The following is a 14,339-nucleotide window of genomic DNA, read 5'->3' on the forward strand; positions in this document are numbered from 1 at the left end:
GGTTCGGGGATCGGGCTGGCGACGTCGCGGGCGTTCGCGGTGCACGGCGCCGAGGTGGTCTGCGCGGACCTCGACCTTGCCGCCGCCCGGCGGGCCGCCGAGGCGATCGGCAAGGACCTCGGGGGTACGGCTCACGCAGCGCGGGTCGATGTGGCGGATATGGATCAGATGGAGGAGTTCTCGCGAAATATCATCGCTCAATATGGCGTGCCGGACATTGTGGTGAACAATGCCGGAATCGCGGTCATCGGGTCGTTTCTCGACCACACCGTGGACGACTGGCGCAGGACCATCGACATCAACCTGTGGGGCGTCGTGCACGGGTGCCGCCTGTTCGCCGCCGCCATGGTCGAACGCGGCCAGGGCGGCCACATCGTCAACGTCGCCTCGCTGGCCGCCTTCGCTCCCTCCCGGCTGCTGCCCGCGTACTCCGCCTCGAAGGCCGCGGTGAAGATGCTCAGCGACTGCCTGCGAGCCGAGCTGGCCGGGCACGACATCGGGGTCAGCGCCATCTGCCCGGGCTTCGTCTCCACGGCCATCGCCCGCAACGCCACGTACACCGGCGTGGACCTGCACGACGACGCCGTACGCGGCCTGGCGCGGCGCGGATATCCACCCGAGCGCGTGGCCGCGTACGTGTTGCGTGCGGTGCACAGGAATCAGGCGGTTGTTCCGGTCAACATGGAGGGAAAGATCGGATATACCCTGTCACGCATTTCGCCACGGGCGATGCGCGGGCTCGCACGGTTGACGGGAACCCGTCGGTATCCGCAAATCGGAGGTAACGAACTACCGTACGGGAGAAGATGAATCCGTGTCCTCGCCGCAAATCGAAGAAGACTGCAGCCAGCCCAAAGCACTCAGGCGGCAACCCGCACAACGCCGCAGCGCCCGGCGCGTCGAGCGGATGCTCGACGCCTGCGCCGAGCTGCTCGACGAGATCGGGTACGAAGCCCTGTCCACCACGCGCATAGCCGAGCGGGCGGGCGTGGCGATCGGGTCGGTCTACCAGTTCTTTCCCGACAAGCGCGCGATCACGCAGGAGCTCACCCGGCGCAACGTCGAGGAGTTCGTCCGACGGGTCGACCGCAAGTTCCTGGAGGAGGACCACCGGGGGTGGTGGGAGGCGGTCGACGCGATCATCGACGAATACGTCGACATGCACCGCACGGTCGCCGGCTTCAAGAGCCTGCACTTCGGTGACGTCGTCGACCTCAACCTGCTCGACTCCGACTCCGACAACAACACCGTGATCGCCGGCCGGCTGCGCGGGCTGTTCCTGAAGGAGTTCGGGCTGGCCGACAGCCCCGACCTCGATCTCGCGGTGCTGGTGGCGGTCGAGGCGGGCGACGCCGTGCTGAAACTGGCCTTCCGCCGCGACCCCGACGGTGAGCCGGAGATCATCGAGGCGGCCAAACACCTGATCCGCGGCTTCCTCTCCCGCCAGCTGCGGTCCTGGTCGCCGCACGACTGAGCGGTCAGTGGCCGCCCGCGTGCGGTGGCTCCGTCACCATGCCGGGCAGCCACGCCGGCACGTCGTCCACCCATTGCCGCCGATGGCCGAGCGCGGCCGTCGGCACGTCCTCATAGCCGGGCGCGGCAGGCGTGCGCACGCACGGACCCGGGTAGGAGACGGGACGCGCGTCCCTGGCCTCCCTGATGTGCAGCCGGGTCTCCAGGGCGCGCAGGCTGCGCTCCGCCGACTCGATGGCCTCCAGACGGGCCGACAGATAACCGGCGAGACCGGGGACGAGGGCCGACAACACGACAGCGCAGGCCAGCGTGAAGGTCATCTGCTTGGACACGCCCATCACGGCCCCCTTCGCTCGCTTGACAGCAGAGCACCTGCTATATGCCCTGTGACCTGCATGAACACGCGCAGGAGGCGCAGGATTGGGCGAGTCGTTACCGTTTTGTAAGTGTGCGGATTGACCAGGCAAACGACCGGACGGCTCGGTAGTCTCGCGGTGTGGCGCATGTGACCCGTGAGCACCTTGATCGTCTGCTTGAGCAGGCTCTATTGGCCGACGACCACGATTCCCTGGCCAGTCGGCTCTACGACGTCGCGCTCGACTATTCCTCGGGCGACGTCTCCCGGGCTTCCATCCTGGTCCTCGCCGCCGAGGAGTGGCGAGCGGCGGGCCAGCCGGCGCGCGCGATGGAGTGTTTCCAGCGCGCGGTCGAGGACGGTGGCGAGGCGGGTTTCGATCCGCGTGCCGGCATCGCCGACACGCTGTTCGAGCTCGACAGGCACGACGAGGCGAGGGAGGTCATCGAGACGATACGCGCCGAGGGCAACGTCTCCACGGCGACCGCTCACACGATCGCCGAGACGCTCGTCGCCTACGGAGATCTCCGCGGTGGCCTCGAATGGGCCACCCAGGCGGTCCTCGACTGTGACGAGAACGACCCCGAGCAGGTGGCGCTGCTACGCACCCGCTACCGCATCAGGGTCGATCTCGGGCTCCCCGAGGACGAGCTCGACGAGATGGTCTCCTGAGGCGATCGCCCTCGCGCGACGTCGCGGCCCGTCCCCGGGCGAGGCCGCCGGTGGCCGGAGGTCACTGCACCATGCCCGCGTGAAGAGGGCCACTGAAGCTCCTGTGACAGACGATGACGAAGGGGCCGCGCCCCGATGGCCGCGGCCCCTTCGTCATGGGGATCCGGGCGCGGCAGGCACGTTCCGCGCCCGGACGGGAGGGTCGGCGTACGGTGTGCTCACCGCAGCCCGAGACCGTCGGTGAGCCCCGTGACGCCCTGCACCGGGGACCGTCCGCCGGTCAGCATCGACGTTCCCTCGACGCTCTCCACCGCCTTCGGCAGCAGCACGCCGATGACGTCCTCGCCGACCTCGCGGACGGGCTTGTCGAGGTCCTTCGGCGCCCGGATGTCCCTGCCCCCGATGCGGTTGCTGTGGGTGGCCTGACCGAGCGACATCTCGGCCGGCAGCTTGGCCAGCAGCGGCGTCTCGGGCAACGACGGCAGCGAGGGCAGCGCCGGCACGCTCGACATGGTCGACATGTCTCTCATGCCGGTCCGGCCTGGCACCGCGGGGAACACCGCGGGCGAGGCGGAGGTCAGCATGGGCATGCCCCAGGTCGCCGCGACCCCGCCGATGTCGGTGCCGCCCAGCGCCGACCTTCCCGCCGCCAGCCCGGTCAGGCCCAGCTGCCTGGCCAGCTTCCCGGTCGCCGTGGCCAGCTTGCCCGACTCCTCGGCGACCACCCGGCTGCTGCCCGAGCCGCCGTCGTTGATGTTCACCCTCGACTGCTCGTGGCAGAAGGACAGGGCCGAGTCGGGCGAGATCACGACCGGCTTGGTGTTCGCGCAGGAGTCAGCCGTCGAGGGGGCCGCGGCCCACCACGTGACACCAGCGGTCACCGCGGCCACCGCGAGGATGCTTCGGACTTTCTGGGATGACACTGCACGTCCCCCTGATCAATTGCGCTGATCTGACGAACGCTGAACGTAGCCAGCCGTCCGCCCGCGGGAGTGCGGCTTGTCCGAAGTGTGGGGCGAACCTTACCAATCCCCGTGCCCCATGACCGCGGCATGACACGCCGGGAGCCCGGAGACCGATCGGATCTCCGGGCTCCCGGCCGGGCCTCAGCCGCGCTGGATGAGCAGCGCGTCGTCGCCGAGCTCCACCAATACCTTGTCGCCGTCGGCGATCTCGCCCGACAACACCGCCTTGGCCAGCTTGTCGCCGATGGCCGACTGGACCAGGCGGCGCAGCGGGCGGGCGCCGTACATCGGGTCGTAGCCCGTCAGCGCCAGCCACTCGCGGGCCGCCGGCGTGACCTCCAGCGTCAGCCTGCGGTCGGCCAGGCGCTGCGCCAGGCGGTCGACCTGCAGGTCGACGATCCGCGCCAGTTCCTCGGAACCGAGCGCGTCGAACAGGATCACGTCGTCGAGCCGGTTGAGGAACTCCGGCTTGAACGAGTTGCGCACCGCCCCCATGACCGCCTCGCGCTTGGCGCCGTTCTCCAGAGCGGGATCGACGAGGAACTGGGAGCCGATATTGGAGGTGAGGATCAGGATCGTGTTGCGGAAGTCGACCGTACGGCCCTGGCCGTCGGTCAGCCGCCCGTCGTCGAGCACCTGCAGCAGGATGTCGAACACCTCGGGGTGGGCCTTCTCCACCTCGTCGAGCAGCACCACGGTGTACGGGCGCCGCCTGACGGTCTCGGTGAGCTGGCCGCCCTCCTCGTAGCCGACATAGCCTGGAGGCGCTCCGACGAGCCTGGCCACGCTGTGCTTCTCGGAGTATTCGCTCATGTCGATGCGGGTCATCGCCCGCTCGTCGTCGAACAGGAACTCCGCCAGCGCCTTGGCCAGCTCGGTCTTGCCCACACCGGTCGGCCCGAGAAACAGGAACGAACCCGTCGGCCTGTCGGGGTCGGCGATGCCGGCCCGGCTGCGGCGTACGGCGTCGGAAACGGCCTGTACGGCCCGCTGCTGGCCGATGAGCCGCTTGCCCAGCTCATCCTCCATGCGCAGCAGCTTGGCCGTCTCCGCCTCCAGGAGGCGCCCGGCGGGGATGCCGGTCCACGACGAGATCACCTCGGCGATGTCGTCGGCCCCGACCTCCTCCTTGACCATGGTGTCGTCGGGCTGCGCGGCCTCGGAGGCGGACTTGAGCGCCTGCTCCAGCCGGGGCACCTCGGCGTACATCAGCCGCGACGCGACCTCGAAGTCGCCGTCGCGCTGCGCCCGCTCGGCGGCGCTCCTGGCCTCGTCGAGCTGCTTCTTCAGCTCACCGACCTTGTTGAGCCCCGCCTTCTCGTGCTCCCAGCGGCCGACGAGGGCGTTGAGCTCCTCCTGGCGGTCGGCCAGCTCCTGGCGCAGGCGTTCGAGCCGCTGCACGGAGGCCTCGTCGGTCTCCTTCGACAGCGCCAGCTCCTCCATCTTCATCCGGTCGACGTTGCGCTGGAGCTGGTCGATCTCCACGGGACGGGAGTCGATCTCCATGCGCAGCCGCGAGGCGGCCTCGTCGACCAGGTCGATGGCCTTGTCGGGGAGGAAACGGTTGGTGATGTAGCGGTCGGACAGCGCGGCGGCGGCCACCAGCGCGCCGTCGGAGATCTGCACCTGATGGTGGGCTTCGTAGCGGCCCTTGAGCCCGCGCAGGATCGCGATCGTGTCCTCGACCGTGGGCTCGCCCACGTAGACCTGCTGGAAGCGGCGCTCCAGCGCGGGATCCTTCTCGATGCGCTCGCGGTATTCGTCGAGCGTGGTCGCGCCGATCATGCGCAGCTCGCCGCGGGCCAGCATGGGCTTGAGCATGTTGCCGGCGTCCATCGCGCCCTCGGCGGCTCCCGCGCCGACGACGGTGTGCAGCTCATCGATGAACGTCACGATCTGCCCGTCGCTCTCCTTGATCTCGGAGAGCACGGCCTTCAGCCGCTCCTCGAACTCGCCGCGGTATTTCGCGCCGGCCACCATCGCGCCCAGGTCGAGCGCGATGAGCCGCTTGTTGCGCAGCGACTCGGGGATGTCGCCGGCCACGATGCGCTGGGCCAGCCCCTCCACGACGGCGGTCTTGCCGACGCCGGGCTCCCCGATGAGCACCGGGTTGTTCTTGGTGCGGCGGCTGAGCACCTGGATGACGCGGCGGATCTCGGAGTCGCGGCCGATGACCGGGTCGAGCTTGCCGCCCCTCGCGCGCTCGGTCAGGTCGACGCCGTATTTCTCCAGCGCCTGGTAGGTGTCCTCAGGGGTCTCGCTGGTGACGCGGGCATGGCCGCGTACTTTCTCGAAGGCGTCGAGCAGCGCCTGCGGCGTGGCACCCTGCGACTTCAGCAGGTCGGCCACGGGGCCGCCGTCGGTGGCCAGGCCCACCAGCAGGTGCTCGGTCGAGACGTAGAGGTCTTCGAGGCGGTTGGCGTGCTGGGCCGCGGTGTTCATCACCGTCAGGAGGTGGCGCGAGCTCGACGGCGCCCCCACCGTAGCGCCCTGCGCCTTCGGCAGCGCCGCGAGCTGCTCCTCAGCGCGCGTCCGCAGCGCACGCCAGTCGGCGCCGACGGCTTCGAGCAGCGGCACGGCCGTGCCGCCGGTCTGGGAGAGCAGCGTGGTCAGCAGGTGAACGGGGGCGATCTCGGGATTGCCCTCGGCGGCGGCACGCCGCATGGCGCCCGAGAGCGCTTCCTGGCTCTTCTGGGTGAGCTTGTAGTCCATCGTTCTAGGCCCCCGGTGGCAGCTCGTAGCGGATCAGCGCTCGGACCATCCGCATCTCGGCACGCAGGCGGTGAACCTCCTCCCGCAGCCGCAGTGCTTCGTTCTCGAGCTCGAGAATCCGCTTGATGCCCGCGAGGTTGATGCCCTCCTCCTGGGAGAGCCGCTGCACCTCGCGGAGCTGGATGATGTCGCGTGTCGAGTAGAGGCGGCCGCGCCCCGCGGTGCGGCCGGGGCTGACCAGCCCCAGCCGGTCGTACTGGCGCAGGGTCTGGGGGTGCAGCCCCGACAGCTGCGCGGCCACCGAGATCACATAGACGGGTGTGTCATCTGACAGGTCGAAATAGTTGGCGTCCATCGGCTACTCGCTTCTGGCTCGCTGAATGAGCTCAGCGCGTGGGTCCTCGCCGGCGTTCGCGGTGCTGAACTCGGTGAGGAGCTCGCGCGACTTGTCGTCGAGCGTGTTCGGCACCACCACTTCGACCGTCGCGAGCAGGTCGCCCTTGGTGCCGTCTTTGCGGGTGACGCCCCTGCCCCGCACGCGGAACGTGCGGCTGTTGGGCGTGCCCGCGGGGATGCGCAGCGTCACCGGCATGCCCTTGAGGGTGGGCACCTTGATCTCGGCGCCCAGAGCGGCCTCCGTGAACGTCACCGGCACGGTGATCGTCAGGTTGTCGCCCGACCTGCCGAACACGGCATGCGGTTTGACGTGCGCCAAGATGTAGAGGTCGCCGGCGGGGCCGCCGTTCTCGCCCGGGCCTCCCTTGCCCTTGAGCTTGACCCGCTGGCCGTCGGCCACCCCTGCGGGGATGCGGGCCTGGATGGTGCGGGTGCTCTTGGCCCGGCCGCTGCCCTCGCACACGGGGCAGGGGTCGTCCACGATCAGCCCGCGGCCCTTGCAGTCGCGGCAGGGCTCGGAGAAGGCGAAGTTGCCCAGGTTGCGACTGGCCGCCCCGGTGCCCTCACAGGTGGGACAGACCCTCGGTGTCGTGCCCGCCCTCGCGCCCGTGCCGGTGCACGCGCCGCAGGCGGCCGAACTCGTGAGCCTGAGCGACACGGTGGTGCCCTCGGCCGCTTCGGTGAACGTCAGCGTCACCTCGGACTCCACGTCCTGGCCGCGCCGCGGCCTGGACGTGGTCGAGGTGCGGGTGGAGCCGCCCCGGTTGAACAGCCCGCCGAACAGGTCGCCGAGCCGGTCACCCGCGCCTCCGCCCGAACCCGGCTGCGCCGTGCCGCCGAACAGGTCGCCGAAGTCGAACGGGAACCCGCCACCACCGCCGCCGGGTCGCTGGCCCCCCACCCCGGACCCGAACAGCGTGCGCGCCTCGTCGTATTCCTTGCGGCGCTTGCTGTCGGACAGGACGTCGTAAGCCTCGGAGATCTCCTTGAACTTGGTCTCCTTGGTCGCGTCGCCCTTGTTGGTGTCGGGGTGGTATTGCCTGGCCAGCTTCCGGTAAGCCTTCTTGATCTCTTCGGCGGTGGCGGTCTTGGGCACACCAAGGACGGCGTAGTAGTCCTTCTCCAAGTAGTCCTTGGTGCTCATCTACGGCCCTTCGTCCTAGTGTCAGTTGTCGTCGTCATCGGACGCAGGAGGGGCGTCCTCGGGTTCGGCGACGGCCACCCGCGCCGGGCGCAGCACCCTGTCACCCATCCGGTATCCGAGCTGCAGCACCTCGATGGCGGTCGGCTCGGTCACCTCGGTGGAGTAGCTGTGCATCAGCGCCTCGTGGACCGTCGGGTCGAACGGGTCGCCCTTCTGTCCGAACGGGCTGAGCCCCAGCTTGGTGAGCGCCGCTTCCAGGGCCTCCGCCACTTTCGCGAAACCTCCGGTCAGCTCACCGTGCTCACGGGCTCTTCCGATGTCGTCGAGCACGGGCAGGAGCTCCGTCAGCGCCCCGGCGACCGCCTGCTCACGGACCACCACGCGGTCGCGTTCGACGCGCCTGCGGTAGTTGGTGTATTCGGCCTGCAGCCGCTGCAGGTCGGCGGTCCGCTCGGCGAGCTGGGCCGCCAGCTCGCCGTTCTGCGCCTCCGGCGCCTCGGCGGGCGCCTCCTGCTCGGCGGCCGGGGCGTCGCGCACCTGGCCCGTCTCGGGATCGATCTTCCGGTTGTCGCGGATCACTGGCTCCTCGTGCCCGTTTTCACGCGGCGGCATCACTGGTCCTTCTTCGGCTGGTCTTCGTCGACGATCTCGGCTTCGACCACGTCGTCATCGGCCTTCTGGCCCTCCTGGCCGGACGTGGCGTCCTGCGGGCCGCCCTCGCCGCCGGCCTGCTGGCCCTGGCTCTGGGCGTAGATCGCCGAACCCATCTTCTGGCTGACGGTGGCGAGCTTCTCCGCCGAGGTGCGGATGACGTCGGTGTCGGTGCCCTCCAGAGCCTTCTTCAGCTCGGTCAGGGCGTCGTTGACCTCGGTCTTGACGTCGGCCGGAACCTTGTCGTCGTTCTCGCGGAGGAACTTCTCCGTCTGGTAGGCGAGCCCGTCGGCGTTGTTGCGGACCTCGGCCTCCTCGCGGCGCTTCTTGTCCTCCTCGGCGTACGACTCGGCCTCGCGCATCATCCGCTCGATGTCGTCCTTCGGCAGCGCGGAGCCGCCGGTGATCGTCATCGTCTGCTCCTTGCCCGTTCCCAGGTCCTTGGCGGAGACGTTGACGATGCCGTTGGCGTCGATGTCGAAGGTGACCTCGATCTGCGGGATGCCGCGCGGCGCCGGCGCGATGCCGGTCAGCTCGAACGTGGCCAGCTTCTTGTTGTAGGAGGCGATCTCACGCTCGCCCTGGTAGACCTGGATCTGCACCGACGGCTGGTTGTCCTCGGCCGTGGTGAAGACCTCGGAGCGCTTGGTCGGGATCGTCGTGTTGCGCTCGATGATCTTCGTGAAGATGCCGCCCTTGGTCTCGATGCCCAGCGACAGCGGGGTCACGTCGAGCAGCAGGACGTCCTTGACCTCGCCCTTGAGCACACCGGCCTGCAGGGCGGCGCCGATGGCGACGACCTCGTCCGGGTTGACGCCCTTGTTGGGCTCCTTGCCGCCGGTCAGCTCCTTCACCAGTTCGGACACGGCGGGCATGCGGGTCGAGCCACCGACGAGCACCACGTGGGCGATGTCGGCGACCTTGATGCCGGCGTCCTTGATGACCTGGTTGAACGGGCCCTTGGCGCGCTCGAGCAGGTCGGCCGTCATCCGCTGGAACTCCGCGCGCGTCAGCTTCTCGTCGAGGTGCAGCGGGCCCTCGGCCGAGGCCGTGATGTAGGGCAGGTTGATGTTGGTCTCGGACTGGCTGGACAGCTCGATCTTGGCCTTCTCCGCCGCCTCGCGCAGGCGCTGCAGGGCCATCTTGTCCTTGGCCAGGTCGACGCCGTGGGCGTTCTGGAAGCGCTTGACGAGCTCGTCGACGACGCGCTGGTCCCAGTCGTCGCCACCGAGGTGGTTGTCACCGGAGGTGGCCTTGACCTCGACGAAGCCGTGGCCGTCCTCCTGGCCGACGTCGAGCAGCGACACGTCGAAGGTGCCGCCACCGAGGTCGAAGACCAGGATGGTCTGGTCCTGCTCCTTGTCGAGCCCGTAGGCGAGGGCCGCGGCGGTCGGCTCGTTGATGATGCGGAGCACGTTGAGGCCCGCGATCGTGCCGGCCTCCTTGGTGGCCTGCCGCTGGGCGTCGTTGAAGTAGGCCGGGACGGTGATCACGGCGTCGGCGATCTTCTCGCCGAGATAGGCCTCGGCGTCCTGCTTGAGCTTCTGCAGGACGAAGGCGCTGATCTGCTGCGGCGAGAACTTCTTCCCGTCGATCTCCTGGGACCAGGCGGTGCCCATCTCCCGCTTGACCGACCGGATCGTCCGGTCCACGTTGGTGACCGCCTGGCGCTTGGCGACCTCGCCGACCAGGACCTCGCCGTTCTTTGCGAAGGCGACCACGGACGGCGTGGTCCGCGAGCCCTGCGCGTTGGCGATGACGGTGGGCTCACCGCCCTCGAGGATCGAGACGACAGAGTTGGTCGTCCCAAGGTCGATACCTACCGCACGTGCCATGAGTGAGTCCTCGTAGTCAAAGTTGAGTCGGTCAGACTCAAGCTAACGGATATGTGTCTTCTTTGGCAAACGACTTGAGCCTACTCGACTCAACCCTCATGAGCGCCGATACATTCCCGCAATAAGGGCCCACATCACGCGCAACGGTGCAGAAGGGCCAGGGGTTCCGCGCACAGCGAACCCCCGGCATCGTGGGTGCGTTGCCGGGGGTTCGCGGGCCGGAAGGCGGTCGTTACGGCTTGGCGCCGTCCACGACCTTGCGCTTGCCGAGGGGCTTCTTCAGCTTGACCGTGGTGGTCTTCTCGATTGCGATCATGATGCAGGAGACGTTCTCGGCCTTGGGCGACGTGCCCTCGTACAGGGTGACCGTGACGCGCTTGGACGTCTCCTTGACCTTGACGCGGTCCAGCACCGTGCAGGGCTCCACTCCCGACTGCCACGTCAGCTGGAGCTTCTTGCCCTTGGAGGCTGGCTTGGCCTTGGTCCAGCGGGCCTTGTGCACGTTGATGGCGTTGCCTGTCGGCTTGACCTGCTTGGGCGCCTTCGAGGGCGCCTTGCTGGGCGTGGTGCCGACCGGGTTGGACACGACGGGCGGCTTGTCCTGGCTGGGGGAGGAGGCACGCTCGGCAGGCTGGGCCGTGCCGCAACTCGTCGCCAGCATCAGACATCCGGCCAGAAGGGTCGCTGTCATTGTCCGCATACCCCTACGACGGATCCCGCCGGTCGCCGGTTCACCATAGTGTGGTCCTGTGCTCCGTCAGGCATTGCTCGCTGTCTCCAAGAGCCGGCGCGCCGAGCGCGTCATCACCACGTCGCCGCTGACCGCGGACGTGGTCAGGCGCTATGTCGCCGACGACGTCGGCGCCGCCGTCGACCGGCTGTCCCGCAAGGGCCTGCGCGTCTCCGTCGACCACCTCGGCGAGGAGGTGACCGGCCGCTCGCAGGCCGAGAGCACCGTGACCGCATACCTGTCGCTGCTCCGCCTGCTGCCTCCGGGCGCCGACGTCTCGGTCAAGCTCACGGCGCTCGGGCTGAGGCTGTCGGAGGAGCTCGCGTTCGACCACGCCGCGGCCATCTGCAGGGCCGCCGCGGCCAGGGACGTCACGGTGACGCTCGACGCGGAGGAGCACGACACGATCGCCAAACTGCACGCCGTGCATGTCGCGCTGCGCAAGGAGCACCCGGACGTCGGCGTGGTGGTGCAGGCCTACCTGCCCGACTCGCTCGACCGCTGCGAGCAGCTCGGCGACGCCAGGGTGCGGCTGTGCAAGGGCGCCTACACCGCTCCCGGCGCCTACTCCTCGACCGCCGACATCGACCGTTCGTTCGTACGCTGCCTGAAGGTGCTGATGGCCGGCGCCGGCCATCCGATGGTCGCCACCCATGACCCCAGACTCGTGCGCATCGCCTCGACGCTCGCCGTGCTCGACGGGCGCGACCCGACCGGCTTCGAATATCAGATGCTCTACGGCGTGCGCCCCGACGAGCAGGCCCGCCTGGCGGCACTCGGATTCACGGTGCGCGTCTACGTCCCCTACGGCGCCGACTGGTATCCCTACCTCATGCGCCGCCTGGCGGAGCGCCCCCGCAACCTGGCCTTCTTCCTGCGCTCCCTGCTCTCACGGGGCTAGCCCGCCGGTAAGCTGCATCAGCGTCTATTCCTCGAGGGGCGGAAATGATCGCGATTCTGGGCACGGGCAAGATGGGCGAGGCGCTGCTGTCCGGGCTGCTGCGCGCCGGCTTCAAGCCCGGCGACATCATGGTGACCACGCGCAGGGCCGAGCGGGCGCAGGCACTGCGCGAGTCCTACGGCGTGCGCACCGTCCCCAACGTCGAGGCGGCCAAGGCGGCCGACACGCTGATCCTGGCCGTCAAGCCCCAGGACATGGCCACGCTGCTGGCCGAGATCGCCCCCTGCGTGCCCGCCGACCGCCTGGTGATCACCGCCGCGGCCGGCATCACGACGTCGTTCGTGGAGCAGCGGCTCGGCGTGGACGTGCCGGTGGTCCGGGTGATGTCCAACACGCCGATCAGGTTCGACGAGGCGATGAGCGTCATCTCGGCGGGCGCGCACGCGGGCGAGGAGCACCTCAGGCTCACCGAGGCGCTGCTCAGCCCCGTCGGCAAGGTGCTGCGCATCCCCGAGTCGCAGCAGGACGCCGCCACCGCGCTCTCCGGCAGCGGCCCCGCCTACTTCTTCTACCTCGTCGAGGCCATGGTCGACGCGGGCATCCTGCTCGGCATGCCGCGGGCTGCCGCGCTCGACATGGTCACCCAGTCCATCGTCGGCGCCGCCGTGATGTTGCGCGACTCCGGCGAGCACCCGGTGATCCTGCGCGAGGCCGTCACCTCTCCCGGCGGCACCACGATCGCGGCCATCGCAGAGCTGGAGCGCCACAGCGTGCGGGCCGCGTTCCTGGCCGCCATCGAGGCGGCCCGCGACCGCGGCCGCGAACTCGCCTCCGGCTGACCGCTCACGCGTCGCGCCGCCGCAGCAACACGGCGCCGGCGACCAGGGCCACGGCGATCCAGGCCATGTAGACGCCGAAGCCGCTCCACGCGCCGAGGTGCTCGTTGCCGTGGCCCGTCACGACCAGCATGCCCGCGTTCGTGGTGAAGTGCGCGGCCACGACATCGCCCCACTGCCCGGGAAGCTGGTTCGTCACAGGGGGGACCACCAGGATCAGCGCGATGACCGACACCACGGCACCGGGCGTGTGCCGGATCAGCGTGCCGAGCCCGAGCCCGAACAGGCCGCACGCGGTCAGGTAGAGAGCCGAGCCCAGAGCGACCTGGACGGCGGCGCCCGCGTCGAACGACGCCGGCTGGGAGATCGCCAGGCCGATGGCGAGCGTGCAGGCCAACGCGAGCGTGCAGACCACCATCGAGGTCACGGCGAACACCACGACCTTGCCGGTCAGCAGGGAGAGGCGCCTCGGCACGGCCATGAGCGAGACGCGGATGGCCCCCGTACGGTACTCGCTGGAGATCACCAGGACACCGAGCGCGGCCATGGGCAGCGAGGCGAGCATCACGCCGCCCAGGCTCAGCGAGATCGCCCGCGCCCCGTCTACCGGATCGTCGGCCGTGCCGTTGAGCAGGGCGGACATGCCCAGCAGCAACAGCACCGCGATGGCCAGCGTCCACACCGTGGAGCGCACCGAGCGGATCTTGGTCCATTCGGACCTGAGGATGTCGATCATGAGGTGAACTCCAGGCTGTCCTTGGTCAGTTCCATGTACGCCGCCTCCAGCGACGGCTGCACGAACGTCAGCTCCTCCAGCGGGATCCCGGCCCGCGCGGTGAGCGTGCCGATCTCGACCGGGCTCATCGCGGTCACCCGGAGGTGGTCGTGGTGGAGCTCGCCCACCTTGATCAGCTCGGCGACCTCGGCCAACCGGGGCGAGCGCACCCGTACGTACCCCTGCGAACTGCGCCCGATGAACTCCCGCACGCTCGTGTCGGCGATCAGCGTGCCCCTGCCGATCACGATCAGGTGGTCGGCGGTCTGCGCCATCTCGCTCATCAGGTGGCTGGAGACGAACACCGTACGGCCCTCGGCCGCCAGTCCGCGCATGAACGTGCGGATCCACAGGATGCCGTCGGGGTCGAGCCCGTTGACCGGCTCGTCGAACAGCAGGATCTCCGGGTCGCCGAGCAGCGCGGCGGCGATGCCCAGGCGCTGCGACATGCCCAAGGAGAACCCGCCGATCCGGCGCCCCGCCACCTCGCGCAGGCCCACGGTCTCCAGCACCTCGTCCACGCGGCCGTTCGGAATGCCGTTGCTCTGGGCAATGGCCAGCAGGTGGTTGCGCGCGCTGCGCCCGCCGTGCACGGCCTTGGCGTCCAGCAGCGCGCCCACCTTGCGCAGCGGGTGTGTCAGCTCGGCGTACGGGAGCCCGTCCACGAGCGCCGAGCCGCCGGACGGCCGGTCGAGCCCCAGGATCATCCGCATGGTCGTGGATTTGCCGGCGCCGTTGGGCCCGAGAAAACCGGTCACCCGGCCGGGCTCGACGTCGAACGACAGGTCCGACACGGCGACCGTGCCGCCGTAGCGTTTGCTCAGGTTCGTTGCCCGTATCGCGGTCATGATCCCAGCGTGCCGTCGCCCGCGATCGTGCACCTCCTGCGCGGAA

Annotated in this window: 14 protein-coding genes and 1 pseudogene; 5 read left to right on the forward strand and 10 right to left on the reverse strand. The window is 69.4% G+C overall.

The genetic code is table 11. The features are described 5' to 3' along the window. Both GUY59_RS00005 and GUY59_RS00010 read left to right on the forward strand, forming a co-directional pair. Positions 1 to 810: SDR family NAD(P)-dependent oxidoreductase (locus GUY59_RS00005; RefSeq protein WP_161714306.1), on the forward strand; the 810-nt coding region annotated here is incomplete at its 5' end. A gap of 4 nt (positions 811 to 814) precedes the next feature. Then, positions 815 to 1,474 (forward strand): TetR/AcrR family transcriptional regulator, encoded by a 660-nt coding sequence (locus GUY59_RS00010; RefSeq protein WP_252374796.1) that lies wholly within the window; start codon positions 815 to 817, stop codon positions 1,472 to 1,474. A gap of 4 nt (positions 1,475 to 1,478) precedes the next feature. Here the strand turns inward: GUY59_RS00010 and GUY59_RS00015 are convergent, their stop codons facing one another. Next, complete coding sequence (locus GUY59_RS00015) at positions 1,479 to 1,811, reverse strand: hypothetical protein (protein ID WP_132329423.1); 333 nt, start codon at positions 1,809 to 1,811, stop codon at positions 1,479 to 1,481. Positions 1,812 to 1,969: 158 nt separating this feature from the next. On the opposite strand from GUY59_RS00015, the gene GUY59_RS00020 reads away from it, so the two are divergent. Further along, entirely contained in the window at positions 1,970 to 2,500 is a 531-nt protein-coding gene (locus GUY59_RS00020) for a tetratricopeptide repeat protein (protein ID WP_252374795.1), read from the forward strand. 218 nt (positions 2,501 to 2,718) lie between these two features. Here the strand turns inward: GUY59_RS00020 and GUY59_RS00025 are convergent, their stop codons facing one another. From GUY59_RS00025 to GUY59_RS00055, 7 genes and pseudogenes are all read right to left on the reverse strand, one after another. Further along, positions 2,719 to 3,381 (reverse strand): hypothetical protein, encoded by a 663-nt coding sequence (locus tag GUY59_RS00025; protein ID WP_132329420.1) that lies wholly within the window; start codon positions 3,379 to 3,381, stop codon positions 2,719 to 2,721. A gap of 225 nt (positions 3,382 to 3,606) precedes the next feature. Beyond that, positions 3,607 to 6,177: an ATP-dependent chaperone ClpB gene (gene clpB / locus GUY59_RS00030; protein ID WP_138198705.1), complete on the reverse strand. Its 2,571-nt coding sequence runs from the start codon at positions 6,175 to 6,177 to the stop codon at positions 3,607 to 3,609. 31 nt (positions 6,178 to 6,208) lie between these two features. Further along, a pseudogene (locus GUY59_RS00035) lies at positions 6,209 to 6,532 on the reverse strand (heat shock protein transcriptional repressor HspR); the annotation flags it as partial. A 3-nt stretch (positions 6,533 to 6,535) separates the two neighbouring features. Beyond that, positions 6,536 to 7,717 carry a molecular chaperone DnaJ gene (gene dnaJ, locus GUY59_RS00040; RefSeq protein ID WP_132329414.1) on the reverse strand — a complete coding sequence of 394 codons (1,182 nt, stop codon included), beginning with the start codon at positions 7,715 to 7,717 and terminating at the stop codon, positions 6,536 to 6,538. Positions 7,718 to 7,738: 21 nt separating this feature from the next. Next, entirely contained in the window at positions 7,739 to 8,329 is a 591-nt protein-coding gene (gene grpE, locus GUY59_RS00045; protein ID WP_132329411.1) for a nucleotide exchange factor GrpE, read from the reverse strand. Continuing rightward, positions 8,329 to 10,203: a molecular chaperone DnaK gene (gene dnaK, locus GUY59_RS00050; protein WP_138198704.1), complete on the reverse strand. Its 1,875-nt coding sequence runs from the start codon at positions 10,201 to 10,203 to the stop codon at positions 8,329 to 8,331. Before dnaK ends, grpE begins: the two co-directional genes overlap by 1 nt. Positions 10,204 to 10,435: 232 nt before the next feature. Continuing rightward, positions 10,436 to 10,894, reverse strand: a complete 459-nt coding sequence (locus GUY59_RS00055; RefSeq protein ID WP_201760334.1) for a hypothetical protein — start codon at positions 10,892 to 10,894, stop codon at positions 10,436 to 10,438. Between the two features lie 58 nt (positions 10,895 to 10,952). On the opposite strand from GUY59_RS00055, the gene GUY59_RS00060 reads away from it, so the two are divergent. Together GUY59_RS00060 and proC are read left to right on the forward strand one after the other, a co-directional pair. Next, the gene (locus GUY59_RS00060; RefSeq protein ID WP_138198703.1) at positions 10,953 to 11,834 is read left to right on the forward strand and encodes a proline dehydrogenase family protein; all 882 of its coding nucleotides are present in this window, start codon (positions 10,953 to 10,955) and stop codon (positions 11,832 to 11,834) included. A gap of 44 nt (positions 11,835 to 11,878) precedes the next feature. Then, positions 11,879 to 12,673 (forward strand): pyrroline-5-carboxylate reductase, encoded by a 795-nt coding sequence (proC, locus tag GUY59_RS00065; protein WP_138198702.1) that lies wholly within the window; start codon positions 11,879 to 11,881, stop codon positions 12,671 to 12,673. Positions 12,674 to 12,677: 4 nt separating this feature from the next. On the opposite strand, the gene GUY59_RS00070 is transcribed toward proC, so the two are convergent. Together GUY59_RS00070 and GUY59_RS00075 are read right to left on the reverse strand one after the other, a co-directional pair. After that, entirely contained in the window at positions 12,678 to 13,406 is a 729-nt protein-coding gene (locus GUY59_RS00070; RefSeq protein ID WP_138198701.1) for an ABC transporter permease subunit, read from the reverse strand. Next, on the reverse strand, positions 13,403 to 14,293 hold the full coding sequence (locus tag GUY59_RS00075) for an ATP-binding cassette domain-containing protein (RefSeq protein WP_138198700.1): 891 nt from the start codon (positions 14,291 to 14,293) through the stop codon (positions 13,403 to 13,405). Before GUY59_RS00075 ends, GUY59_RS00070 begins: the two co-directional genes overlap by 4 nt. Positions 14,294 to 14,339: the final 46 nt, after the last annotated feature.

The sequence above is a fragment of the Nonomuraea sp. K271 genome (assembly GCF_009908215.1).
In the GTDB taxonomy this organism is placed as follows: Bacteria; Actinomycetota; Actinomycetes; order Streptosporangiales; family Streptosporangiaceae; genus Nonomuraea; species Nonomuraea longispora.

Excerpts from the sequence above, each read along its gene's own strand:
- GUY59_RS00015 (WP_132329423.1), bottom strand. The coding sequence starts at position 1,811 with ATGGGCGTGTCCAAGCAGATGACCTTCACGCTGGCCTGCGCTGTCGTG.
- clpB (WP_138198705.1), bottom strand. The coding sequence starts at position 6,177 with ATGGACTACAAGCTCACCCAGAAGAGCCAGGAAGCGCTCTCGGGCGCC.
- dnaJ (WP_132329414.1), bottom strand. The coding sequence starts at position 7,717 with ATGAGCACCAAGGACTACTTGGAGAAGGACTACTACGCCGTCCTTGGT.
- grpE (WP_132329411.1), bottom strand. The coding sequence starts at position 8,329 with ATGCCGCCGCGTGAAAACGGGCACGAGGAGCCAGTGATCCGCGACAAC.
- dnaK (WP_138198704.1), bottom strand. The coding sequence starts at position 10,203 with ATGGCACGTGCGGTAGGTATCGACCTTGGGACGACCAACTCTGTCGTC.
- GUY59_RS00055 (WP_201760334.1), bottom strand. The coding sequence starts at position 10,894 with ATGACAGCGACCCTTCTGGCCGGATGTCTGATGCTGGCGACGAGTTGC.
- proC (WP_138198702.1), top strand. The coding sequence starts at position 11,879 with ATGATCGCGATTCTGGGCACGGGCAAGATGGGCGAGGCGCTGCTGTCC.
- GUY59_RS00070 (WP_138198701.1), bottom strand. The coding sequence starts at position 13,406 with ATGATCGACATCCTCAGGTCCGAATGGACCAAGATCCGCTCGGTGCGC.
- GUY59_RS00075 (WP_138198700.1), bottom strand. The coding sequence starts at position 14,293 with ATGACCGCGATACGGGCAACGAACCTGAGCAAACGCTACGGCGGCACG.